This window comes from Pseudomonas pharyngis, assembly GCF_021602345.1.
In the GTDB taxonomy this organism is placed as follows: domain Bacteria; phylum Pseudomonadota; class Gammaproteobacteria; order Pseudomonadales; family Pseudomonadaceae; genus Aquipseudomonas; species Aquipseudomonas pharyngis.
In genome coordinates this window covers 66,900-90,141 of sequence record NZ_BQID01000009.1, presented here as the reverse complement: position 1 = coordinate 90,141, position 23,242 = coordinate 66,900, and the positions used below count along the sequence as shown (strand labels likewise).

Sequence of the window (23,242 nt, the reverse complement as noted above, 5' to 3'; positions counted from 1 at the left end):
GTTTTTGCACAATATTTGGAATAAACCCCGGTTTCACGGGGCGGCGCCGCGTGCAGGGCGGTTGTCTATGCTTTGTCGTGTGGCGCGCCTTGCCAGTGGGGCTCGGGCAGCGCCAGAATGCCGCTATCTGCCCCGCCTGATTGTTAAGGAAGCCCGATGCCTGATCCTGTTGCTGCCAGCTTGCGTCTAGCGCCCGAAGCGCTGACCCGTCCGTTTTCCGCTGAACAGTTCAGCTTCACTACCACCAATGATCTGGAGCCCTTTCGCGGTGTGCTCGGCCAGGAACGTGCGGTCGAAGCCTTGCAGTTCGGTGTGGCCATGCCACGCCCCGGTTACAACGTATTTGTCATGGGCGAGCCCGGCACCGGCCGTTTCTCGTTCGTCAAACGCTACCTGAAGGCCGAAGGCAAACGCCTGCAGACCCCGGCGGACTGGGTCTACGTCAACAATTTCGATGAGCCGCGCGAACCCCGCGCTTTGGAGCTGCCATCGGGCAGCGCCGCTGCTTTCATCGGCGACATCAACGGCCTCATCGACAACCTGCTGGCGACCTTTCCTGCGGTGTTCGAGCACCCGTCCTACCAGCAGAAGAAAAGCGCCATCGACCGCGCCTTCAACCAGCGCTACGACAAGGCGCTGGATGTCATCGAACGTCTGGCCCTGGAAAAAGACGTCGCCCTGTACCGCGACAGCAGCAACATCGCCTTCACCCCGATGCTTGAAGGCAAGGCGCTGGATGAAGCCGAGTTCGCCCAATTGCCGGAAACCGAACGCGAGCGTTTTCATGATGACATCTCCGGTCTCGAAGAACGCCTGAACGAAGAATTGGCGAGCCTGCCGCAATGGAAGCGCGAGTCGAGCAACCAGCTGCGTCAGCTCAACGAAGAAACCATCACCCTGGCCTTGCAGCCCTTGCTCGCACCGCTGTCGGAAAAGTACGCGGAAAATGCGGCCGTCTGCGGTTACCTGCAAGCGATGCAGGTCTATCTGCTGAAAACCGTGGTCGAGCAACTGGTCGATGACAGCAAGACCGACGCCGTCGCACGCAAGCTGCTGGAAGAGCAATACGCCCCGAGCCTGGTGGTCGGCCATCCGGCCAGCGGCGGTGCGCCGGTGGTCTTCGAGCCGCATCCGACCTACGAAAACCTGTTCGGCCGCATCGAGTACACCACCGATCAGGGCGCGCTCTACACCACCTATCGCCAGTTGCGTCCGGGGGCGTTGCACCGCGCCAACGGTGGTTTCCTGATTCTTGAAGCGGAAAAAATGCTCGGCGAGCCGTTTGTCTGGGATGCGCTCAAGCGCGCCCTGCAATCGCGCAAGCTGAAGATGGAATCGCCGCTGGGCGAGATGGGCCGTTTCGCCACCATGACGCTCAACCCGCAGCACATTCCGTTGCAGGTCAAAGTGATCATCATCGGCGCGCGTCAGCTGTATTACACGCTGCAGGACCTTGATCCGGACTTCCAGGAGATGTTCCGTGTTCTGGTGGACTTCGACGAAGACATCCCGATGGTCGACGAAAGCCTGGAGCAGTTCGCCCAGTTGCTTAAAACCCGCACTTCCGAAGAAGGCATGGCACCGTTGACCGCCGACGCGGTGGCGCGTCTGGCAACTTACAGCGCGCGTTTGGCCGAACACCAGGGGCGCTTGTCGGCACGGATCGGCGATCTGTTCCAACTGGTCAGCGAGGCGGATTTCATCCGGCACCTGGCCAACGATGAAATGACCGACGCCGGCCACATCGAGCGTGCCCTGAAGGCCAAGGCCACCCGCACCGGCCGGGTGTCGGCGCGGATTCTCGACGACATGCTGGCGGGGATCATTCTGATCGACACCGACGGCGCCGCAGTCGGCAAGTGCAACGGCCTGACCGTGCTCGAAGTCGGCGACTCGGCGTTCGGCGTGCCGGCGCGGATTTCCGCCACGGTGTACCCGGGCGGCAGCGGCATCGTCGACATCGAGCGCGAGGTCAATCTCGGTCAGCCGATCCATTCCAAGGGCGTGATGATTCTCACCGGGTATCTGGGCAGCCGTTACGCCCAGGAATTCCCGCTGGCGATTTCCGCGAGCATCGCGCTGGAGCAATCCTACGGCTACGTCGATGGCGACAGTGCGTCGCTGGGCGAGGCGTGCACACTGATTTCGGCGTTGTCGAAAACCCCGCTCAAGCAGTGCTTCGCGATTACCGGTTCGATCAACCAGTTCGGTGAAGTGCAGGCGGTGGGCGGGGTCAACGAGAAGATCGAAGGCTTCTTCCGTCTCTGCGAAGCACGCGGGCTGACGGGCGAGCAGGGCGCGATCATTCCCCAGGCCAACGTTGCCACGCTGATGCTTGATGAAAAGGTGCTGGCGGCGGTGCGTGCCGGGCAGTTCCACGTTTACGCGGTGCGTCAGGCCGACGAAGCGTTGAGCCTGCTGGTGGGCGAGCCGGCCGGTGAGCCGAACGAAGAGGGCGAATTCCCGGAAGGCAGCGTCAACGCGCGGGTGGTGGAGCGTCTGCGAGTGATTGCCGAGATGATCAGCGAAGAGGATCTGAAAGAGGCCGAGAAGGAACTGGCGCAGGAGGCGCTGGCGGAGGCCAAGCCGGCTTAAGTCAGGCGGCAGTCAAAAAAACGGGAGCCTTTGCTCCCGTTTTTGTTTTGTCGCGAACGTCGGCAAAAGTGCCATCAGTCTGGCGTCAATATTCACACAATGACCATTCGGCGCCTTCTGGTTCTGTGCGGCTTGCGCGGCGGACTTTTCTTCTATTCTCTGCTCAAGGACATCGACAGTATCACTGGATCGAAACAGCTCTTCAGCAAGGGCTGAACACCGGCTTTACCGAGGGTCGCCGCCATGTCGCGCAACCTCTGCCTCACCCGTCAGTGCCTGGGTCTCGTGACCCGTATCGAATGCGCCATCAAGCCTTTGGCCGGCGATAACGGCATGTGGACGTTGCTCTTCGCCGCCGGCATGGCCGGTGAACAACCTTCCGCCATCAAGGCCCAGGGCCCGTTCCACGGACCGATCGCCGCCGAGTCGATTCTCGACACCATCGTTGAAAGCCTGACGATGCACGGCTATCAACTGGCCAATGATCCACAGATCTGGTCGTTGCATCTGCAGGCGCAGTTACGGCAGATCAACGGTGGACGCGGACGCAGCATCGGCACTTTCGATCACTAGAGTGCCGATCATCAGCGCCGATCAGGGCGCAGCGCCCTGGGTCTGCGCCTTGTCGAGTTTGACCTCAAAGCCGTATTGCACGGTGGCGAGGTCGGTTCGCTGGTAGGTTTCAACGTGCGTCGGACGGCCGTAGAAATAATGCACGCCGAATAACGCCGGCCCTTCCGTGCTCGCGTCGTGGCTGACCGACAGAATCCGCTTCAGGTAATGACCGCTGTCGTCCTTGACGAAGAATCGCCATTCGTTGGCGGGGAATCGCTTCAAATCCACCACCAACGCGTTGTTCCTGATTTCCAGACCTTTAGGCAGGGCCTTGGCTTCATAAGCCTGTTTGTCCACCGTGGCCAGGAACAACGGCATCGAGCCGACGGCAATCGCCGGGGTTTCCGGGAACAGGTTCAGGTCGTAGGTGATGGTCGCCTGCAGCGGGTCGACCTGATACGCCTCGGGCGGCAGTTCGATCGGCTCGTCGAGTTTGCCATTGTGTTTTTCAGTGAAGAACGTCACCGGGCTTTCGCCGGGGCTGAAGTCGTCGCCGAGCATTTCATCGTTGAAGGTTTTGCGGTGGTCGAATTCGATGCGCGCGGCGCTCGGCTCTTCAACCGACTGACGGATATGAACGCCGCTTTTCAGCTGTTCTTCAGTCAGGGACGCGCCCTTGAGCCAGTCGGGCGCGAGGTCATCGTAGACGGTGATCGGCAGGTCGAGCGGCTGCACGGTTTTTTCCGTGGTGTGCGGATCGAATTCGCGCACGGGCAAATCCAGCGCCTTGCGGGTGACGGTTGCTTCGGAAAAATCCAGCAGGCTGACTTCGAGGGTGTCGATCGGGCCGTTGAAGTACACCTTGTTGTAGTGGCGCGGATGCTGCTGTTCAAAGGCCTGTTGTTCATCGTCCAGCTTTTTTTCCAGCGTCTCGCTCCAGGCTTTTTGCTGTTGCAGGTAGGCCAGCTGCTTTTGATAGAACGCCACCTGCTCGGGGTTTTCATTGATGGCGCCGGCGCGCACCAGAAACTGGCCCGTCGAATCGCGGGCCTGGACGATCAACGGATTGAGCCGGGTATTGGCGACTTCCGGGGCGAGCGGCAGTTGGTTGCTGAACTCGAGTTCGGCGTAGTGTGTGTCCAGTTTCAGCAAGGTCACGCTGAGGTTGCCATCGGAGCGGGTCTGGCCGACGTCCTTTTTATCCAGATTGAAACTGTGCAGGCGTTTCGGGACGATGACTTCCACCTGGCCTTGCAGGCTGACCGGGCGCGGCAGGTTCTTCTTGTCGACATTCAGCCCTTCGATGAACGGGTAAGTGACAGTCAGGTCATCGGGGTTGGTGACGTTGGAGCTGGAAGGACTGAGCTGAATGCCCGGATCGGTTTCCGACCATTCCGGTTGATAGGCAATCACCCGTTTGTTGCTCAGGGTCACCGAGTGCCACTCCACGCCATGGGGGAACAGAAAGCCGCCGGGGATGTTGAGATTGAAGGGGAACACCGGTTGCAGATCGGTGAGGTAATCGGAACTGGAATCCTTGTGCAGCACGAACAGGCCGTTGATGAAGGTATCGACCAGCGTCTGCGGCGTGGGGTAGTGCCTGAGCACGCCGAGGGCGTCTTCGCCGTATTCGGTAATGGACGGTTTGTTGTCGAGCTTCTGTTGCGCGCGTTCGAGCAACAGCAGCGAACCGCCGAGTTCGGTCACGGCGTCCTTGAGTTTGGGGTCGGTGATGGCGTCCAGCGACTGCTCGAACTGCGCGGTCTTTTCCTCGAGGCTGACGGCAGGCTTTTCATCGCCGGGCGAACACCCGCCAAGCAACAGGGCAAAGCAAATTCCGGCAGTCGTTATCGGCAATCGCACATCCATTTCCAGTCGTCCTGTGCACTGTCGCTGGGCTGTCAATGGTTTGGACACTAGCAGAAAAACTTTGACACACACACGCAGGTGGCGGATTTCCGGGCGGTTTCTGGCTGTCATGGGCGGCTGGTATACTCGCCGCCGATTTCAACCCTTCTTGTGTGAGAGTCAATGGAACGCTTTATCGAAAATGCAATGTACGCCACGCGCTGGCTGCTGGCGCCGATCTACATCGGGCTGTCCCTGGGGCTGCTGGCGCTGGCATTGAAATTCTTCCAGGAAGTGTTTCATGTCATTCCCAACGTTTTCTCCATGGCCGAGTCCGAGCTGATTCTGGTGCTGCTGTCGCTGATCGACATGGCGCTGGTCGGTGGCTTGCTGGTGATGGTGATGATTTCCGGCTACGAGAACTTCGTGTCCGAGCTGAATATCGATGAAGGCAAGGAAAAGCTCAGCTGGCTGGGCACCATGGACTCCTCGTCGCTGAAGATGAAAGTGGCGGCGTCGATCGTTGCAATCTCTTCGATCCATCTGCTGCGGATCTTCATGGATGCCAAGAACGTCGATCCCGAGCACCTGATGTGGTACGTGATCATCCACATGACCTTCGTGATCTCGGCGTTTGCCATGGGTTATCTGGACAAGCTCACCAAGCACTGATGAGCTGACGATTGCTGTAACAAAACCGCCCGTCTGTTGCGAAACAGACGGGCGGTGTCGTTTGTGGCTTGTGCTTTGATCCGCCGAGGCATATCCCTGTAGGTCTCAAGGCTCGTCACCGCGTGAGGTGCGTTCATGAACCTGCAAGAGTTGAATGCGTTTGCCGTCGCCAGAAAGGTCGACGAACTGAACCTGATCTCCATGGAAGGCGGGATCTATCTGCTTGAGGCCCGGATGCATGGCGCGGCGTATCCGCTGAGCGATCCGCAGGGGAATATGCTGACGCTGCGTTCGGTCGAGCATGCCCGGGATGTGCTGCATAACTTTCCGGTGCTGCCGTTCAACCTGGTGCATACCTCGGTGCACGATGAAATGTGCGGTCTTGGCGCCAGTGCCGAAGAAAGCCTGAAGGTGCCGCTGGCCTGGCGATCCGCGCTGTAGGCCCTGGGGCCTGATCAATGCCGGAACATCTGTGCTAGTCTGCTCGCCCTTTTGGTTCCGGGCGCGCCGGGACGCGCTGTGTACGCACGGCAGGTCCTGAGGCCGTCCGCACAGCGGAGCAGTGTCATGTCCGAAGTAAATCTGTCCACCGACGAAACCCGCGTCAGCTACGGTATCGGCCGTCAGCTGGGTGACCAGCTGCGCGACAACCCGCCACCGGGTGTCAGCCTGGACGCCATCCTGGCCGGTCTGACCGACGCATTCGCCGGTAAGGAAAGCCGTGTAAGCCAGGAAGCCATGTCCGCCAGCTTCAAGGTGATCCGCGAGATCATGCAAGCCGAAGCCGCTGCCAAAGCTGAAGCCGCCGCCGGCGAAGGCCTGGCATTCCTGGCTGAAAACGCCAAGAAAGAAGGCATCACCACCCTGGCTTCCGGCCTGCAGTTCGAAGTGCTGACTCAAGGTGAAGGCGCCAAGCCATCCCGTGAAGACACCGTGCGTACTCACTACCACGGCACGCTGATCGACGGCACTGTGTTCGACAGCTCCTACGAGCGTGGCCAGCCGGCTGAATTCCCGGTGGGCGGCGTTATCGCTGGCTGGACCGAAGCCCTGCAACTGATGAATGCCGGCAGCAAATGGCGTCTGTACGTGCCGAGCGAACTGGCTTACGGCGCTCAAGGCGTTGGCAGCATCCCGCCGCACAGCGTTCTGGTGTTCGACGTCGAGCTGCTCGACGTTCTGTAATCCCGTTACCCTGCACAAGCGTGGCTTGTGCAGGGTTTCTCCGCCGTTCTCATACTTCGATCTTGTTGTGCAGTTCACTGGTCGGGCGCAAGGCCCGGGCATAGCAGAACAGGAACAGATTGCGCACCAGCTCCTTGAGCACCAATGGCTCGCTGGAACTCAGGCCGCTGACATCCAGATCCCCTTGATCCTGCAGTTCATGCAGGGCTTCTTCTTCCAGTACGGCACAGACTTCACCGGTTTCCCGATGCAGGATCCTGAGGTACGGATGCGGGCGATCCAGCCAGGCGTCGATCAAATAAGTCATGGGTCTCATCTCCATTGAAAGGTTTCAATGAGAATAATTCTTATTCGTCAAATAGCAAGCGCCTATTGGCGGTTTGTGATTTTTTGCGGGTAAAGATTGCGTAAGGTCAAAACGGCTGGCGTTTGGCTATCGCGAGGATTTGCTGGGGATTGCGGGGGAGGGCGAAGCTCCATCCCACGGCGGGCGCGGGATGGAAGACAGCAGACTCAGACTTTTCTGACGAACTCGGATTTGAGTTTCATCGGGCCGATGCCGTCGATCTTGCAGTCGATGTCATGATCGCCATCGCACAGGCGGATGTTCTTGACCTTGGTGCCGACCTTGACCACCAGCGAGGTGCCCTTGACCTTCAGGTCCTTGATCACGGTGATGGTGTCGCCGTCCTGCAGGACGTTACCGACCGAATCTTTCTTCACGGCGTCATCGGACGCCACTTCGGCTTCACCGCCGACAGACCACTCGTGGGCGCACTCCGGGCACACCAGTTGGGTGCCGTCTTCGTAGGTGTATTCGGAATTGCATTTCGGGCAGGGTGGCAACGTGCTCACTAAGGCTCCTTGGAGAGGGATCGCTAAAAGTCGCACATTGTATAGGGTTTTAGCCGCCGATGGCAGGCAACAAAAAACCGCAGGCTCCAACGGAGGCTGCGGTTTTTAGATGACGCGATGCTGATCAGTGCGTGCGGGCGACCGCGAACTCGCTCAGCTCAACCAGCGCATCGCGGTATTCGCTGGCCGGCAGCGCGTCGAGGCACTTGATCGCACGGGCCACGTAATCACGGGCCAGTTGCGCGGTGTATTCCAGCGAACCGGAGGCTTCCACGGCGATGCGGATGCTTTCCAGGTCTTCGATCCCGCCTTTCTGGATCGCCTGGCGTACCAGTGCGGCTTGCTCTGGCGTGCCTTCGCGCATGGTGTAGATCAGCGGCAGGGTCGGCTTGCCTTCGGCCAGATCGTCACCGACGTTCTTGCCCAGGGTTTCGGCGTCGCCCTTGTAGTCGAGCAGGTCGTCGACCAGTTGGAACGCCACGCCCAGGTGATCGCCGAAGGTGCGCAGGGCTTCGCTCTGCTCGGCGGTGGCACCGGCCAGCGCCGCGGCACTGTGGGTCGAAGCCTCGAAGAGCATCGCGGTCTTGCCGCGGATGACTTCCATGTAGGTTTCCTCGGTGGTGCTGGCGTCGCGGACCTTGGACAGTTGCAGCACTTCGCCTTCGGCGATGATGCGCGTGGCCTGGGACAGGATCTTCATCACCGGCATCGAGCCCAGTTCGACCATCATCTCGAACGAACGCGAGTACAGGAAGTCGCCCACCAGTACGCTCGGGGCGTTGCCCCACATGGCGTTGGCGGTGGAGCGGCCACGGCGCATGCCGGACATGTCGACCACGTCGTCATGCAGCAGGGTGGCGGTGTGCAGGAATTCGATGGTGGCGGCCAGCAGGCGCATGTCGTCGCCTTCGCGACCCAGGGCCTTGCCACACAGCAGCACCAATAAAGGACGCAGGCGTTTGCCGCCGGCCGACGTGATGTAATCGCCGATTTTCGATACCAGCGGCACTCGGGAAGTCAGCTGCTTCTTGATGATGCCGTCGACGGCGCTAAAATCGTCCGCCACCGCGCGGTAGAAAGCTTGGGGTTGCATCAGCGACAGGTGCTCCAGAAGGGTTGCGCGGCATGCTAGGACCCACGTCCGGGCCTGTCAAGGCGCGATGGGCGGCCCCTTGCATGACTTCGAAGGCTTGCGTACAATCGCGCACCCTGAACTTCCTGGGCAGCACCTGCCTTACGCAATTGCACTTGGGCCGTTCCAGCCCCATGCAGCCATGCCAGCCAATACCTCTTCTTATAAAGAGCTGGGTGAGCAGGATTATCGGAGAAATACCATGTACGCAGTAATCGTTACCGGCGGTAAGCAATACAAGGTCGCTGAAGGTGAATACCTGAAGATCGAAAAACTGGAAGTCGCCACTGGCGAATCCGTGACTTTTGACCGCGTTCTGTTGGTCGCCAACGGCGACGACGTGAACATCGGCGCACCTGTTGTTGCTGGCGCAACCGTCAAGGCTGAAGTGATCTCCCAAGGTCGTCACGATAAAGTCCGCATCATCAAGTTCCGTCGCCGTAAGCACCACATGAAGCGTATGGGCCACCGCCAGTGGTTCACCGAGATCAAAATCACCGGTATTCAGGCTTAATTACAGCCTAATTCCTCACTAGGAGAATTGAACTCATGGCACACAAAAAAGCTGGTGGTAGTACCCGTAACGGTCGCGACTCAGAAGCCAAACGCCTTGGCGTGAAGATGTATGGCGGCCAGGTCATCAAGGCCGGCAACATCATCGTGCGTCAGCGCGGCACCCAATTCCACGCTGGCTACGGCGTTGGCATGGGTAAGGATCACACCCTCTTCGCGAAAATCGAAGGCGTGATCAAGTTTGAAGTAAAAGGCGCCTTCGGTCGTCGTTACGTGAGCGTTGTCGCAGCCTAACTGCGAGAGTGCTGGAGAAGCCCTGTCTTGCGACGGGGCTTTTTCGTTTGTGGGGTGAGTCTCTTGCAAAGCTGTTTGTATGGGCTGCCGGCGTGCGATGCAGGTCGTGGATTGGGGTCGCTGCGCTCATTTTTGCAAGAGTCTTATGTCTTGATTGTTTTTCGGCTCGTCCGTACGGCGAGAGGCGTTGGTTATGAAGTTTGTTGATGAAGTATCGATCCGCGTAAAGGCTGGCGACGGCGGCAATGGCTGCATGAGTTTCCGTCGGGAAAAATTCATTGAAAACGGCGGCCCGAACGGTGGTGATGGCGGTGACGGCGGTTCCATCTACATGATGGCCGACGAAAACCTGAACACCCTGGTGGACTACCGTTACACCCGGCACTTCGATGCCGAGCGTGGCTCCAACGGCGGCAGCACCGACTGCACCGGCAAGAAGGGTGAAGACCTGATCCTGCGCGTGCCGGTCGGCACCACCGTGATCGACTCCGCCACCCAGGAAGTCATCGGCGACCTGACCAAAGCCGGTCAGAAACTGATGGTGGTGCAGGGCGGCTGGCACGGTCTGGGTAACACCCGTTTCAAATCCAGTACCAACCGTGCGCCGCGCCAGACCACGCCGGGCAAGCCGGGCGAGCAGCGCGACCTGAAACTGGAAATGAAAGTGCTGGCCGACGTCGGTCTGCTCGGTCTGCCGAACGCCGGTAAAAGTACCTTTATCCGCTCGGTGTCGGCTGCCAAGCCGAAAGTTGCCGATTACCCGTTTACCACCCTGGTGCCGAACCTCGGTGTGGTCAGCGTCGATCGCTGGAAAAGCTTCGTCATCGCCGACATTCCGGGTCTGATCGAAGGCGCTTCCGATGGTGCTGGCCTGGGTATTCGTTTCCTCAAGCACCTGGCGCGTACCCGTCTGTTGCTGCACCTCGTCGACATGGCGCCACTGGATGAAAGCAGCGCGCCGGACGCCGCTGAAGTGATCGTCAACGAGCTGATCAAGTTCAGCCCGTCGCTGGCCGAGCGTGATCGCTGGCTGGTGCTGAACAAGTGCGACCAGATCCTCGAAGAAGAGCACGAAGCGCGGGTCAAGGAAATCGTCGATCGTCTGGAGTGGACCGGTCCGGTCTACGTGATCTCGGCCATCGCCAAAGAAGGCACCGAGCGCCTGACGCGCGACATCATGCGTTATCTGGAAGATCGTGCCGATCGCTTGGCCAATGACCCGGCCTACAAGGAAGAGCTGGCCGATCTCGATCAGCGCATCGAAGACGAAGCCCGTGCGCAGTTGCAGGCGCTGGATGACAAGCGTGCCCTGCGTCGCAGCGGCGTGAAGTCGGTCCACGACATCGGCGACGATGACTGGGACGAAGAAGATGTGGATGACGAAGACGGTCCGGAAATCATTTACGTGCGTGACTGATTCGTTGCAGTAAACTTAAGCGCCGCTCAATCGAGCGGCGTTTTAGTATCTGGAAATCGATTGTTGGTCACGAAGAACCACGAATAACGTCACGGGCAGTGCCAGGTCGCGCTGCCCTCAAGCTAAGGTTGAAGATGATGCGGAGCAAGGTGACAGGTGCGCAGCGTTGGGTCGTGAAGATCGGCAGCGCTTTGCTGACGGCGGATGGCAAAGGGCTGGATCGCGCGGCAATGAGTGTCTGGGTCGAGCAGATGGTGGCTTTGCACGAGGCCGGCGTCGAGCTGGTGCTGGTGTCCTCCGGGGCAGTGGCGGCGGGCATGAGTCGCCTCGGCTGGACTGCGCGACCCAGTGCGATGCACGAGCTCCAGGCTGCCGCTGCAATCGGTCAGATGGGCCTGGTGCAAGCCTGGGAATCGAGCTTTGCCGAGCATGGCCGGCACACCGCGCAGATTCTCCTGACCCACGACGACCTGTCCGATCGCAAGCGCTACCTGAATGCCCGCAGCACCTTGCGTGCGTTGGTCGAGCTGAAAGTCATCCCAGTGATCAACGAGAACGACACCGTGGTTACCGACGAAATCCGCTTCGGCGACAACGACACGCTCGCGGCGTTGGTGGCCAACCTGGTCGAGGCCGATCTGCTGGTGATCCTGACGGATCGCGACGGTATGTTCGACGCCGATCCGCGCAATAACCCTGATGCCCAGCTGATTTACGAAGCGCGCGCCGATGATTCGACGCTGGATGCGGTGGCGGGCGGTACCGGTGGTGCGCTGGGGCGTGGCGGCATGCAGACCAAGCTGCGCGCGGCGCGTCTGGCGGCGCGTTCCGGGGCGCACACCATCATTGTCGGCGGGCGTCTGGAGCGCGTGCTCGATCGTCTGAAGGCGGGTGAGCGCATCGGTACGCTGCTGTCGCCTGAGCGCGGCATGCTCGCGGCGCGCAAGCAGTGGCTGGCCGGTCATCTGCAAACCCGTGGCACGCTGGTGCTGGATGATGGTGCGGTTTCCGCTCTGTCTCAGGGCAATAAAAGCCTGCTGCCGGTCGGCGTCAAACTGGTTCAGGGCAGTTTCCGTCGCGGCGAAATGGTGGTGTGCGTGGCGCCGGACGGTCGAGAGATTGCCCGTGGCCTGGCCAACTACAGCGCGCTGGAAGCACAAAAAATCATCGGTCAGTCGTCGGATGCGATTGTCGGTTTGCTGGGTTACATGGCTGAGCCGGAACTGGTTCACCGTGACAACCTGATTCTGGTGTAAGGAAAAACGCGATGCGTATGGCAAAAGGATTGTTGGGCTTGCTGGTGGTGTTGCCATTGCTGGCCTCGGCCGAGGAAATCGGCCAGGTGTCGGCGGTGTTCAAGTTTGTCGGGCCGAACGACCGGATTGTGGTCGAGGCATTCGATGACCCGAAGGTTGAGGGTGTGACCTGCTACCTGTCGCGCGCCAAGACCGGTGGTGTGAAGGGTGGGTTGGGTCTGGCCGAGGATCGTGCCGAGGCGTCCATTGCTTGCCGCCAGGTCGGGCCGATCAACTTCAGGGGCGAGTTGAAGGATGGTGAAGAGGTTTTCAAGGAGCGCACTTCGCTGGTGTTCAAGACCATGCAGGTGGTGCGCTTCCTCGACAAGAAGCGCAATACGCTGGTCTATCTGGTCTACAGTGATCGTCTGATTGAGGGTAGCCCGCAGAATGCGGTGACGGCGATCCCGATTCTGCCGTGGGCGTCAGCTCATTAATTACGCGTAAAAAAAGAGGAGTCGATTGGCAAGCCGATTGGCTCCTCTTTTTTGGGTCTTGATTTCAGCAAATCGCAGGCAATAAAAAACCGACCCTGAGGTCGGTTTTTTAATGACTACGTCGCTTAGGCAGCTTCTTTCAGTGCCTTGACGTGGCCATTCAGACGGCTCTTATGACGAGCAGCCTTGTTCTTGTGGATGATGCCTTTATCGGCCATGCGGTCGATAACTGGCACAGCCAGAACGTATGCAGCTTGAGCTTTTTCAGCGTCTTTTGCGTCGATGGCCTTAACTACATTCTTGATGTAGGTACGAACCATGGAACGCAGGCTGGCGTTGTGGCTGCGACGCTTCTCAGCCTGTTTTGCACGTTTTTTGGCGGAAGGTGAGTTGGCCACCGTCGAGCTCCTCGAAAGACTTTTTAGGAAATAGCAAACAAAATAGGCCGCGAATCATGCCGATGAGTTGAAGTCTTGTCAAGGGCGCTTGAAACGTTCCGCTAAGTGGTAGGCGTGGTGCGACGGGATATTTCTTTCCGGCGTGTGACCTGTAAACTCGCGAGCTTTGGCTCTGTGCTGTTGCGGCGCGGAGTATCGCACAAGTGGGCGCGTTATTCGCCTGCTGTTTATCGACAGGCACACATTCCTTCAATGAATCTGCTCAAATCGTTGGCCGCCGTCAGCTCTATCACGATGCTTTCCCGGATTCTCGGGTTTGTTCGCGACACGCTCATCGCCCGCACCTTCGGCGCCGGAATGGCGACCGACGCCTTCTTCATCGCCTTCAAACTGCCCAACCTGCTGCGCAGGATTTTCGCCGAGGGCGCATTTTCCCAGGCTTTTGTGCCGATCCTGGCCGAATATAAAAGCCAGAAGGGCGAAGAGGCGACGCGCACCTTTATTGCCTACGTTTCCGGTCTGCTGACGCTGGTGCTGGCGCTGGTCACCGCGCTGGGCATGATTGCCGCGCCCTGGGTGATCTGGGCCACGGCGCCGGGTTTCACCGATACCCCGGAAAAATTCCAACTGACTTCCGACCTGCTGCGAGTGACCTTCCCTTATATATTGCTGATCTCCCTGTCTTCCCTGGCAGGTGCGATCCTCAATACCTGGAACCGTTTCTCGGTGCCGGCATTCGTGCCGACCCTGCTCAACGTCAGCATGATCGTGTTTTCGCTGTTCCTGACGCCGTATTTCGATCCGCCGGTCATGGCCCTTGGCTGGGCGGTGCTGGTCGGTGGCCTCGCGCAGCTGCTCTATCAACTGCCGCACCTGAGAAAGATCGGCATGCTGGTGCTGCCGCGTCTGAATCTGCGCGATACCGGTGTCTGGCGGGTCATGAAGCAGATGTTGCCGGCCATCATCGGCGTCTCGGTCAGCCAGATTTCCCTGATCATCAACACTATTTTCGCCTCGTTCCTGGTGGCGGGCTCTGTGTCGTGGATGTATTACGCCGACCGTCTGATGGAGCTGCCGTCCGGTGTGCTCGGTGTGGCGCTGGGCACGATCCTGCTGCCGACATTGGCCAAGACCTATGCGAGCAAGGATCGCCACGAATATTCGCGGATTCTCGACTGGGGCCTGCGGCTGTGCTTCGTGCTGGTACTGCCGTGTGCGCTGGCGCTGGGTATCCTGGCAGAACCGTTAACCGTTTCGCTGTTCCAGTACGGCCAGTTCAGCGGCTTTGACGCGGCCATGACGCAGCGGGCATTGATTGCCTATTCTGTCGGTCTGCTCGGCATTATCGTGATCAAAGTTTTGGCGCCTGGCTTTTATGCGCAACAGAACATCCGGACACCGGTAAAAATCGCAATCTTCACCCTGGTGGTGACGCAGCTGTTCAACCTGGTGTTGATCGGTCCGCTGGCCCACGCCGGTCTGGCGTTGGCGATCAGCGCCGGTGCCTGCCTGAACGCCGGACTGCTGTTCTATCAACTGCGCAAGCAGCAGATGTATCAACCGCAGCCGGGCTGGCTGAAGTTCGGTTTCAAGCTGTTGGTCGCGGTGGCGGTGATGTCGGCGGTGCTGTTGATCGGCATGCATTTCATGCCCGCGTGGGATCAGGGTCACATGCTGGAGCGCTTCCTGCGCCTGGGCGCGTTGGTGATTGCTGGCGTGGTCGCCTATTTCGGCATGTTGCTGCTGCTCGGTTTCCGCCTGCGCGACTTCAATCGCAAGGCGTTGAGCTGAGGTTTCACCCCTGAAAGACGGGCGCGAGCCGGCAGTTTTGTCGGCTCGATCACTTTGGGTTACGGTGTTGCCTGTCGTCGGCCGTCGGGTGTGGTTATAATCGGCCACTTTATGAGCAAGAAGCGCGTTATGCAGCTGGTTCGAGGCCTCCACAATCTGCGCCCCCAGCATCGGGGCTGCGTCGCCACTATTGGCAACTTTGACGGTGTTCACCGTGGTCATCAGGCCATCCTGGCCCGACTGCGTGAGCGTGCGCTCGAGTTGGGCGTACCCAGCTGCGTGGTGATTTTCGAGCCACAGCCACGGGAGTTCTTTGCCCCGGAGACCGCGCCGGCGCGTCTGGCCCGGTTGCGCGACAAGCTGCAACTGCTGGCCGCTGAAGGTGTCGACCGGGTCTTGTGTCTGGCCTTCAACCAGCGCTTGAGCAAGCTCAGCGCCAGCGAGTTCGTCGATACCATCCTGGTCGATGGCCTCGGCGTGCAGCATCTGGAGGTCGGTGATGATTTCCGCTTCGGTTGCGACCGCCTCGGCGATTTCGATTTCCTGTTGCAGGCCGGCCAGGTTCACGGTTTTACCGTCGAAGCCGCGCAAACCGTCGAGCTGGACGGCATTCGTGTCAGCAGCACTCAGGTGCGCAACGCGTTGGCCGCCGCCGATTTTGCTTTGGCTGAGCGTCTGCTCGGCCGCCCGTACCGGATTGCCGGTCGCGTGCTGCATGGCCAGAAACTGGCCCGCCAACTGGGTACGCCCACGGCGAACATTCAACTGAAACGCCGTCGCGTGCCGTTCACCGGGGTTTACCTGGTCGACGTCGACATCGACGGCAAGACCTGGCCCGGCGTCGCCAATATCGGCGTTCGGCCCACGGTCCAAGGTGATGGCAAGGCCCACCTTGAAGTCCATCTTTTAGATTTTGCCGGCGATCTGTATGACCGGCGTTTGACGGTGGTTTTCCACCAGAAGCTGCGTGAAGAGCAGCGTTTCGCCTCCCTGGAGGCATTGAAAACGGCGATCAGCGCGGATGTCGCCGCCGCCCGTGCACTAGCCGCACCTAGCGCCCATCGCTAATGAAGAGCCTTAAATGACCGACTATAAAGCCACGCTAAACCTTCCGGACACCGCCTTCCCAATGAAGGCCGGCCTGCCACAGCGCGAACCGCAGATCCTGCAGCGCTGGGACAGTATTGGCCTGTACGGAAAGTTGCGCGAGATTGGCAAGGATCGTCCGAAGTTCGTCCTGCACGACGGCCCTCCGTACGCCAACGGTACGATTCACATCGGTCACGCACTGAACAAGATTCTCAAGGACATGATCATCCGCTCGAAGACCCTGTCGGGCTTCGACGCGCCGTATGTCCCGGGCTGGGACTGCCACGGCCTGCCGATCGAGCACAAGGTCGAAGTGACCCACGGCAAGAACCTGGGCGCGGACAAGACCCGCGAACTGTGCCGTGCCTACGCCACCGAGCAGATCGAAGGGCAGAAGACCGAGTTCATCCGCCTCGGCGTCCTGGGCGACTTCGCCAATCCGTACAAGACCATGAACTTCAAGAACGAGGCCGGTGAAATCCGCGCCCTCGCCGAAATCGTCAAGGGCGGTTTCGTGTTCAAGGGCTTGAAACCGGTGAACTGGTGCTTCGATTGCGGTTCGGCCCTGGCCGAAGCGGAAGTCGAGTACGAGAACAAGAAGTCCTCGACCATCGACGTAGCGTTCCCGATCGCTGACGAGGCCAAACTGGCCGCCGCATTCGGTCTGCCGTCGCTGGGCAAACCGGCCTCGATCGTGATCTGGACCACCACCCCGTGGACCATCCCGGCCAACCAGGCGCTCAACGTTCATCCGGAATTCACCTACGCCCTGGTCGACATCGGCGACAAGCTGCTGGTGCTGGCTGAAGAACTGGTCGAATCCTGCCTGACCCGTTACGGCGTCGAAGGCACCGTATTGGCCACCGCACCGGGTTCGGCGCTGGAACTGATCAATTTCCGTCACCCGTTCTATGACCGTCTGTCGCCAGTGTATCTGGCCGACTACGTGGAACTGGGCGCCGGCACCGGCGTGGTTCACTCCGCGCCGGCCTACGGCGTGGACGACTTCGTGACCTGCAAGAAATACGGCATGGTCAACGACGACATCCTCAACCCGGTACAAAGCAATGGCGTCTACGTGCCGTCGCTGGAGTTCTTCGGCGGCCAGTTCATCTGGAAGGCCAACCCGGCCATCGTCGAAAAACTGACCGAAGTCGGTGCGCTGCTGCACACCACCGTGATCGAACACAGCTACATGCACTGCTGGCGCCACAAGACCCCGCTGATCTACCGCGCCACCGCGCAGTGGTTCATCGGCATGGACAAAGAGCCGGTCAGCGGCGACACCCTGCGCGTACGCTCGCTCAAAGCCATCGAAGACACCAAGTTCGTCCCGGCCTGGGGCCAGGCGCGCCTGCACTCGATGATCGCCAACCGTCCGGACTGGTGCATCTCCCGTCAGCGCAACTGGGGCGTGCCGATCCCGTTCTTCCTGAACAAGGAAAGCGGCGAGCTGCACCCACGCACCGTCGAGCTGATGGAAGAAGTCGCCAAGCGTGTCGAAGTCGAAGGCATCGAAGCCTGGTTCAAACTCGACGCGGCCGAACTGCTGGGCGATGAAGCGCCGCAGTACGACAAGATCAGCGACACCCTCGATGTCTGGTTCGACTCGGGCACCACCCACTGGCACGTCCTGCGCGGTTCGCACCCGATGGGCCACGAGACCGGTCCGCGTGCCGACCTGTACCTGGAAGGTTCGGACCAGCACCGTGGCTGGTTCCATTCGTCTCTGCTGACCGGTTGCGCCATCGACAACCACGCGCCGTACCGCGAGCTGCTGACCCACGGCTTCACCGTGGACGAGTCCGGCCGCAAGATGTCCAAGTCCCTGGGCAACGTGATCGCGCCGCAGAAAGTCAACGACACCCTGGGCGCCGACATCATGCGTCTGTGGGTCGCGTCGACCGACTACTCCGGCGAAATGGCCGTGTCCGAGCAGATCCTGCAGCGCAGCGCGGACGCCTATCGTCGTATTCGTAACACCGCGCGTTTCCTGCTTTCCAACCTGACCGGTTTCAACCCGGCCACCGACCTGCTGCCGGCCGAAGAGATGCTGGCGCTGGATCGCTGGGCGGTGGATCGCACCCTGCTGCTGCAACGCGAGCTGCAAGAGCACTACGGCGAATACCGTTTCTGGAACGTCTACTCGAAGATCCACAACTTCTGCGTGCAGGAGCTGGGTGGTTTCTACCTGGACATCATCAAGGACCGCCAGTACACCACCGGCGCCGACAGCAAGGCCCGTCGTTCGTGCCAGACCGCGCTGTTCCACATCTCCGAAGCGCTGGTGCGCTGGATCGCGCCGATCCTGGCGTTCACCGCCGACGAGCTGTGGCAATACCTGCCGGGCGAGCGCAACGAATCGGTAATGCTCAACACCTGGTACGAAGGCCTGACCGAGTTGCCGGAAGGCTTCGAGCTGGGTCGCGAGTACTGGGATCGCATCATGGAAGTGAAGGTGGCGGTCAACAAAGAGATGGAAATCCAGCGCGCGGCCAAGGCCGTCGGTGGCAACCTGCAAGCCGAAGTGACGCTGTTTGCCGAAGACGCGCTGACTGCCGACCTGGCCAAACTGAGCAACGAGCTGCGCTTTGTCCTGATCACCTCGACTGCCACTGTTGCGCCGTTCGTGCAGGCTCCGGCCGACGCTGTGGCCACCGAAGTCAGCGGCCTGAAGCTGAAGATCGTCAAATCCGCCTTCCCGAAATGTGCCCGTTGCTGGCACTGCCGCGAAGACGTCGGCGTGAACCCGGAGCATCCGGAAATCTGCGGTCGTTGCGTGGACAACATCGATGGCGCCGGCGAGGTTCGTCACTATGCCTAATGCCGTTGGCCGTTTCGGACGGCTGAGCTGGCTCTGGTTGAGCTTGCTGGTTCTGGTCATCGACCAGGCCAGCAAGTTCTACTTCGAAGGCAAGCTCGAGATGTTCCAGCAGATCGTGATCATCCCTGATTACTTCAGCTGGACCCTGGCCTACAACACCGGCGCTGCCTTCAGCTTCCTCGCGGACAGCTCCGGCTGGCAGCGCTGGCTGTTCGCCCTGATCGCGATTGTGGTCAGTGCGGTGCTGGTGGTCTGGCTCAAGCGCCTGGGCCGCAACGAAACCTGGCTGGCCATCGCGCTGGCGCTGGTGCTGGGCGGCGCATTGGGCAACCTTTATGACCGCATTGCCCTGGGCCATGTGATCGACTTCATTCTGGTGCACTGGCAGAACCGCTGGTACTTCCCGGCGTTCAACTTCGCCGACAGCGCCATCACCGTTGGCGCGGTGATGCTGGCACTGGACATGTTCAAAAGTAAAAAAACCGGAGAAGCCGTTCATGACTGAACAGGTATTGGCTGAGCAACGCATCGGCCAGAACACGGAAGTCACCTTGCACTTTGCATTGCGCCTGGAGAACGGCGACACGGTCGACAGCACTTTCGACAAAGCCCCTGCGACCTTCAAGGTCGGCGACGGCAACCTGCTGCCGGGTTTCGAGGCTGCGCTGTTCGGCTTCAAGGCTGGCGACAAGCGTACCCTGACCGTCGAGCCGGAAAACGCCTTCGGCCAGCCGAACCCGCAAAACGTACAGATCATCCCGCGTTCGCAGTTTGCGGACATGGAACTGTCGCCGGGGCTGCTGGTGATCTTCAACGATGCGGCCAATACTGAGCTGCCGGGTGTGGTGAAAGAGTTCGACGACGCGCAAGTGACCGTTGACTTCAACCACCCGCTGGCTGGCAAGACGCTGACCTTTGACGTGGAAATCTTCTCCGTCAAAGCGCTCTGAGTAACACAGCAGAACCCCTGTGGGAGCGGGCTCGCTCGCGAATGCTGACTGACATTCAACATAAAAGTTGTCTGGCACACCGCTTTCGCGAGCAAGCCCGCTCCCACAGGGATTGCAATGATCCATTTTCTTGCGCGCAAGACACGAGGCACAGCATGCAAATCAAACTCGCCAACCCCCGTGGCTTCTGCGCCGGCGTGGACCGGGCGATCGAAATCGTCAACCGCGCCCTGGAAGTCTTCGGCCCGCCGATCTATGTGCGTCATGAAGTGGTGCACAACAAGTTCGTGGTCGAAGACCTGCGCAATCGTGGCGCGATCTTCGTCGAAGAGCTGGATCAGGTGCCGGACGATGTCATCGTGATCTTCAGTGCCCACGGCGTCTCGCAAGCTGTGCGTAGCGAAGCCGCCGGCCGTGGCCTGAAAGTGTTCGACGCCACCTGCCCGCTGGTGACCAAGGTGCACATCGAAGTCGCGAAATACAGCCGCGACGGCCGTGAATGCATCCTGATCGGCCACGCCGGTCACCCGGAAGTCGAAGGCACCATGGGCCAGTACGACGCCAGCAATGGCGGCGCGATCTACCTCGTCGAAGACGAGAAGGATGTCGCCGAGTTGCAGGTGCGCAACCCCGACAAGCTCGCCTTTGTCACCCAGACCACGTTGTCCATGGATGACACCAGCCGTGTCATCGATGCGCTGCGTACGCGTTTCCCGGCCATTGGCGGGCCGCGCAAGGACGATATCTGCTACGCCACACAAAACCGTCAGGACGCGGTCAAGCAACTGGCCGACGAATGCGACGTGGTGTTGGTGGTAGGCAGTCCGAACAGCTCCAACTCCAACCGCCTGCGTGAGCTGGCCGAGCGCATGGCCACGCCGGCCTACCTGATCGATGGCGCCGAAGACCTGCAGAAGAGCTGGTTCGACGGTGTCGAGCGTATCGGCATCACCGCCGGCGCCTCCGCCCCGGAAGTTCTGGTACGTGGCGTGATCCAGCAGTTGCAGGCCTGGGGCGCCACCGGCGCCGACGAACTGGCCGGGCGTGAGGAGAACATCACGTTCTCGATGCCTAAAGAGCTGCGCGTCCGTTCGATCTGATCGCTTTATCCTTTCGGCACAACGCCTGTTCAGCCTTTTGGCTGGCCAGGCGTACGCGACCGGTCGCCGCCAGCACCACCTGAAGCTGGCTGACCGGTTCACGAGCCGAACATAGATGTATCGTCCCCGCCTGAAACTTGCGGTCCGGCACCAGTGGCTGGCCCAGGCTGCTGAACCGTATGTACCGGCTCACCAGCCAGTTGCCGACAATCGGTATCTTTCCGTCACTCGCCTGCTCGATCAGCAATGGATTACCCGCATCCGCCGCCCCCTTTCCATTGAGATCCAGGATGATCCGCCAGCCCTGACCCCAGTCACCGTTGATGCCATGAATCACCACACTCTGGTTGCGCGTGATGGCCATGCTCCGGGCATTACGAATCCCGTCGAGCAAAGACTGCGCGGCCTGCTGCCGCCGGTTTGATTCGGTGAAGTCCGCCAGCGCCGGACTGACCAGCGACAGAACAATTGCGCCGATCGCCAGTCCCATAAGCAGTTCGACCAGACTGAAACCCTGTTGCGGCATGTGCGCCTCCTCCCTGGATTGTGCACGGCGGCGCAATCCGTGCGCCGCACGCGGTAAATCAACCGGCGCATGCCGGTCGAATGTTCTAGGTTTGTACAGGTATAGCCGACGGCAACGGAGGGCATCGATGGATCATCGTACAAAAGGTTTCACGCTGATCGAGCTGTTGGTGGCGGTCGCGGTGTTTGTGATCCTGATCACGATGGCGGTGCCGGCATTCACCCGTTCGGTGCAGGGCAGCAAGGCCGACACCGAGGTCGGCGACCTGCAACGGGCCCTCAACTACGCCAGGCTCGAGGCGATCAACCGGGGCATCACCACCCGCCTGCGGCCGAGCACCGGCGGCAGTGTCTGGACCGGCGAGTTGTCGGTCTACGACAGTACTGGCACTCCGGCCAATGTATTGCGGGTTGTTCCAGCAATGAGCAGCGGTGCGACTCTGACGCTACCCTCTGGGGTGACCGCGCTGGATTTCAATAATCTGGGCGGGCTGGCGGCGCCGTCCACGGCGGTGGTCATCAGTTACACGCTGGGCACGCAAAGCAGGACGCTGAACGTGTGTCTGAACGGACGAATTCAATTGGGTGGAAGTTGCGGATGAGGGCAGGGAGCAAGCACGCACAGGAGGGCATGACGCTGATCGAAGTGCTGGTCGCGTTGTTGATTCTGACGGTCGGGTTGCTGGGCGCGGCGGCGGTTCAGCTCAATGCGCTGAAGTACACCGACAGCTCGCGGATGACCAGCCAGGCGAGTTTCATCGCCTACGACATGATGGACCGGATCCGCGCCAACTCCGGCGCCGACTACACCGTGACGCCACCGACCACGGGCAATCTGAGTGTCGCCCGGGATCAGGATCTCTACGATTTCAGCACCAACATCGTCAATTTCGGCGGCCCGACCGCCACCGGCAGCATCACCCTCAATCAGCGCGTGTACACCATCACCATCACCTGGAGTGACGCGCGCGCCGCCAATACGGCCGGTGCAACCCGCAGCTTCGTCCTGACCAGTCGCGCCGCGGTCGATCCGGTGACCACACCATGAAGCGCCATAACCTGGGTTTCGGTCTGATCGAAATGCTGGTCGCTCTGGCGCTGGGGCTGATCGTGGTGCTCGGCGTGGTGCAGATCTTCCTGGCGGCGAAGAACACTTACGTCAGTCAGAACAGTGCGGCCGCCATGCAGGAGGACGCGCGGTTTGTGCTGAGCAAGATGATTCAGGAGCTGCGCATGGTGGGCATGTTCGGCTGCCTGGGCACGATTACCGATTCCAGCTCGGCGGGGGATTTCACGGCGGCCCAGATCATGCCTATCAGTTGGGACAACGCCAACCTCAAGCTGACCCTGGTCACCGCTGATGTCGGCAGTGCGGGCGGGACCCCGACCTGGACGGTGGTCTCCGATTGCCGCAACAGCGCCATTGCTTATACCGGCGCACGGGCGGCAGCGACGGGGCAGATCGCGTTCCCGATCCGTCGGCTGGTCTACAGCTTCAGCAACAACCAGATTCTGATGGGCACTGGCAGCGGCAATCCGGCCCAACAGGTGCTTGTGAACAACGTCAGTGCATTTACCGTGACGTTCGGTCTGGCGAGTTCCGCGACCGATGTCGCGGCGTCCACCTACAGCGCCAACCCCGGTGATCCGGCGCGGATTCGCAGCGTGCGCCTGAGCCTGACCCTCACTGACCCGAACAACCGGGTCAGCAATCAAACCTTCAACGTGGTTGCCGCCTTGCGCAACCGCTTGCAGTGAGGGGCGAAC

The 23,242-nt window shown here is 60.3% G+C and carries 25 protein-coding genes; 19 read left to right on the top strand and 6 right to left on the bottom strand.

All coding sequences use genetic code 11. The features are described 5' to 3' along the window. Window positions 1-156: 156 nt before the first annotated feature. Window positions 157-2,595, top strand: a complete 2,439-nt coding sequence (locus tag L6D74_RS19125; protein WP_236190057.1) for a Lon protease family protein — start codon at window positions 157-159, stop codon at window positions 2,593-2,595. 243 nt (window positions 2,596-2,838) lie between these two features. Continuing rightward, a complete protein-coding gene (locus L6D74_RS19120; protein WP_236190056.1) occupies window positions 2,839-3,168 on the top strand; it encodes a PA4575 family protein in 330 nt (109 codons plus the stop codon). A gap of 21 nt (window positions 3,169-3,189) precedes the next feature. Here L6D74_RS19120 and L6D74_RS19115 read toward each other — a convergent pair whose 3' ends face one another. Beyond that, window positions 3,190-5,019: a hypothetical protein gene (locus tag L6D74_RS19115; RefSeq protein WP_103385461.1), complete on the bottom strand. Its 1,830-nt coding sequence runs from the start codon at window positions 5,017-5,019 to the stop codon at window positions 3,190-3,192. A 162-nt stretch (window positions 5,020-5,181) separates the two neighbouring features. On the opposite strand from L6D74_RS19115, the gene L6D74_RS19110 reads away from it, so the two are divergent. From L6D74_RS19110 to L6D74_RS19100, 3 genes are all read left to right on the top strand, one after another. Beyond that, window positions 5,182-5,670 (top strand): TIGR00645 family protein, encoded by a 489-nt coding sequence (locus L6D74_RS19110; RefSeq protein WP_007950967.1) that lies wholly within the window; start codon window positions 5,182-5,184, stop codon window positions 5,668-5,670. Window positions 5,671-5,805: 135 nt separating this feature from the next. Next, on the top strand, window positions 5,806-6,111 hold the full coding sequence (locus L6D74_RS19105) for a DUF6482 family protein (RefSeq protein ID WP_236190054.1): 306 nt from the start codon (window positions 5,806-5,808) through the stop codon (window positions 6,109-6,111). A gap of 126 nt (window positions 6,112-6,237) precedes the next feature. After that, window positions 6,238-6,855: a BamJ family beta-barrel-assembly machinery protein gene (locus L6D74_RS19100; RefSeq protein ID WP_007950965.1), complete on the top strand. Its 618-nt coding sequence runs from the start codon at window positions 6,238-6,240 to the stop codon at window positions 6,853-6,855. Window positions 6,856-6,904: 49 nt separating this feature from the next. Here the strand turns inward: L6D74_RS19100 and L6D74_RS19095 are convergent, their stop codons facing one another. From L6D74_RS19095 to L6D74_RS19085, 3 genes are all read right to left on the bottom strand, one after another. Then, window positions 6,905-7,162 carry a PA4570 family protein gene (locus L6D74_RS19095; protein ID WP_007950964.1) on the bottom strand — a complete coding sequence of 86 codons (258 nt, stop codon included), beginning with the start codon at window positions 7,160-7,162 and terminating at the stop codon, window positions 6,905-6,907. Window positions 7,163-7,368: 206 nt separating this feature from the next. After that, window positions 7,369-7,710, bottom strand: a complete 342-nt coding sequence (locus L6D74_RS19090) for a zinc ribbon domain-containing protein YjdM (protein ID WP_236190052.1) — start codon at window positions 7,708-7,710, stop codon at window positions 7,369-7,371. 124 nt (window positions 7,711-7,834) lie between these two features. Then, complete coding sequence (locus tag L6D74_RS19085) at window positions 7,835-8,803, bottom strand: polyprenyl synthetase family protein (RefSeq protein WP_007950962.1); 969 nt, start codon at window positions 8,801-8,803, stop codon at window positions 7,835-7,837. Window positions 8,804-9,044: 241 nt separating this feature from the next. Here L6D74_RS19085 and rplU point away from each other — a divergent pair, with 241 nt between their 5' ends. From rplU to L6D74_RS19060, 5 genes are all read left to right on the top strand, one after another. After that, window positions 9,045-9,356, top strand: coding sequence for a 50S ribosomal protein L21 (gene rplU, locus L6D74_RS19080; protein WP_003228361.1), 312 nt, complete (start codon window positions 9,045-9,047; stop codon window positions 9,354-9,356). 35 nt (window positions 9,357-9,391) lie between these two features. Further along, window positions 9,392-9,649: a 50S ribosomal protein L27 gene (gene rpmA / locus L6D74_RS19075; protein WP_003228360.1), complete on the top strand. Its 258-nt coding sequence runs from the start codon at window positions 9,392-9,394 to the stop codon at window positions 9,647-9,649. Between the two features lie 193 nt (window positions 9,650-9,842). Beyond that, the gene (gene cgtA / locus L6D74_RS19070; protein ID WP_039771717.1) at window positions 9,843-11,066 is read left to right on the top strand and encodes an Obg family GTPase CgtA; all 1,224 of its coding nucleotides are present in this window, start codon (window positions 9,843-9,845) and stop codon (window positions 11,064-11,066) included. Window positions 11,067-11,203: 137 nt separating this feature from the next. Further along, on the top strand, window positions 11,204-12,322 hold the full coding sequence (proB, locus tag L6D74_RS19065; RefSeq protein ID WP_236190050.1) for a glutamate 5-kinase: 1,119 nt from the start codon (window positions 11,204-11,206) through the stop codon (window positions 12,320-12,322). A gap of 11 nt (window positions 12,323-12,333) precedes the next feature. After that, window positions 12,334-12,798: a CreA family protein gene (locus L6D74_RS19060; RefSeq protein WP_236190048.1), complete on the top strand. Its 465-nt coding sequence runs from the start codon at window positions 12,334-12,336 to the stop codon at window positions 12,796-12,798. A 125-nt stretch (window positions 12,799-12,923) separates the two neighbouring features. Here the strand turns inward: L6D74_RS19060 and rpsT are convergent, their stop codons facing one another. Continuing rightward, the gene (rpsT, locus tag L6D74_RS19055; RefSeq protein ID WP_003228351.1) at window positions 12,924-13,196 is read right to left on the bottom strand and encodes a 30S ribosomal protein S20; all 273 of its coding nucleotides are present in this window, start codon (window positions 13,194-13,196) and stop codon (window positions 12,924-12,926) included. Between the two features lie 252 nt (window positions 13,197-13,448). On the opposite strand from rpsT, the gene murJ reads away from it, so the two are divergent. The 6 genes from murJ to ispH all read left to right on the top strand — a co-directional run bounded on the left by murJ (window position 13,449) and on the right by ispH (window position 20,950). Further along, window positions 13,449-14,987 carry a murein biosynthesis integral membrane protein MurJ gene (gene murJ / locus L6D74_RS19050; protein ID WP_236190046.1) on the top strand — a complete coding sequence of 513 codons (1,539 nt, stop codon included), beginning with the start codon at window positions 13,449-13,451 and terminating at the stop codon, window positions 14,985-14,987. A 129-nt stretch (window positions 14,988-15,116) separates the two neighbouring features. Continuing rightward, window positions 15,117-16,055, top strand: a complete 939-nt coding sequence (gene ribF, locus L6D74_RS19045; protein ID WP_007959537.1) for a bifunctional riboflavin kinase/FAD synthetase — start codon at window positions 15,117-15,119, stop codon at window positions 16,053-16,055. A gap of 13 nt (window positions 16,056-16,068) precedes the next feature. Beyond that, window positions 16,069-18,900, top strand: a complete 2,832-nt coding sequence (gene ileS, locus L6D74_RS19040) for an isoleucine--tRNA ligase (protein ID WP_236190044.1) — start codon at window positions 16,069-16,071, stop codon at window positions 18,898-18,900. Next, a complete protein-coding gene (gene lspA / locus L6D74_RS19035) occupies window positions 18,893-19,405 on the top strand; it encodes a signal peptidase II (protein ID WP_064118729.1) in 513 nt (170 codons plus the stop codon). Before ileS ends, lspA begins: the two co-directional genes overlap by 8 nt. A 7-nt stretch (window positions 19,406-19,412) precedes the next feature. After that, the gene (gene fkpB, locus L6D74_RS19030; protein WP_170928297.1) at window positions 19,413-19,850 is read left to right on the top strand and encodes an FKBP-type peptidyl-prolyl cis-trans isomerase; all 438 of its coding nucleotides are present in this window, start codon (window positions 19,413-19,415) and stop codon (window positions 19,848-19,850) included. Window positions 19,851-20,005: 155 nt separating this feature from the next. After that, on the top strand, window positions 20,006-20,950 hold the full coding sequence (ispH, locus tag L6D74_RS19025; RefSeq protein ID WP_236190043.1) for a 4-hydroxy-3-methylbut-2-enyl diphosphate reductase: 945 nt from the start codon (window positions 20,006-20,008) through the stop codon (window positions 20,948-20,950). Here ispH and L6D74_RS19020 read toward each other — a convergent pair. Further along, window positions 20,922-21,476, bottom strand: coding sequence for a GspH/FimT family pseudopilin (locus L6D74_RS19020; RefSeq protein WP_236190042.1), 555 nt, complete (start codon window positions 21,474-21,476; stop codon window positions 20,922-20,924). The two genes, ispH and L6D74_RS19020, sit on opposite strands and share 29 nt — an antisense overlap. A 127-nt stretch (window positions 21,477-21,603) precedes the next feature. Between L6D74_RS19020 and L6D74_RS19015 the strand changes: the two genes are divergently transcribed. From L6D74_RS19015 to L6D74_RS19005, 3 genes are read left to right on the top strand one after another with little or no spacing between them, the layout of a single operon-like run. Next, the gene (locus L6D74_RS19015) at window positions 21,604-22,077 is read left to right on the top strand and encodes a GspH/FimT family pseudopilin (protein ID WP_236190041.1); all 474 of its coding nucleotides are present in this window, start codon (window positions 21,604-21,606) and stop codon (window positions 22,075-22,077) included. Next, complete coding sequence (pilV, locus tag L6D74_RS19010) at window positions 22,074-22,523, top strand: type IV pilus modification protein PilV (protein WP_064599519.1); 450 nt, start codon at window positions 22,074-22,076, stop codon at window positions 22,521-22,523. The genes L6D74_RS19015 and pilV overlap by 4 nt, the downstream gene beginning before the upstream one ends. Further along, on the top strand, window positions 22,520-23,233 hold the full coding sequence (locus L6D74_RS19005; protein WP_236190040.1) for a PilW family protein: 714 nt from the start codon (window positions 22,520-22,522) through the stop codon (window positions 23,231-23,233). The genes pilV and L6D74_RS19005 overlap by 4 nt, the downstream gene beginning before the upstream one ends. Window positions 23,234-23,242: the final 9 nt, after the last annotated feature.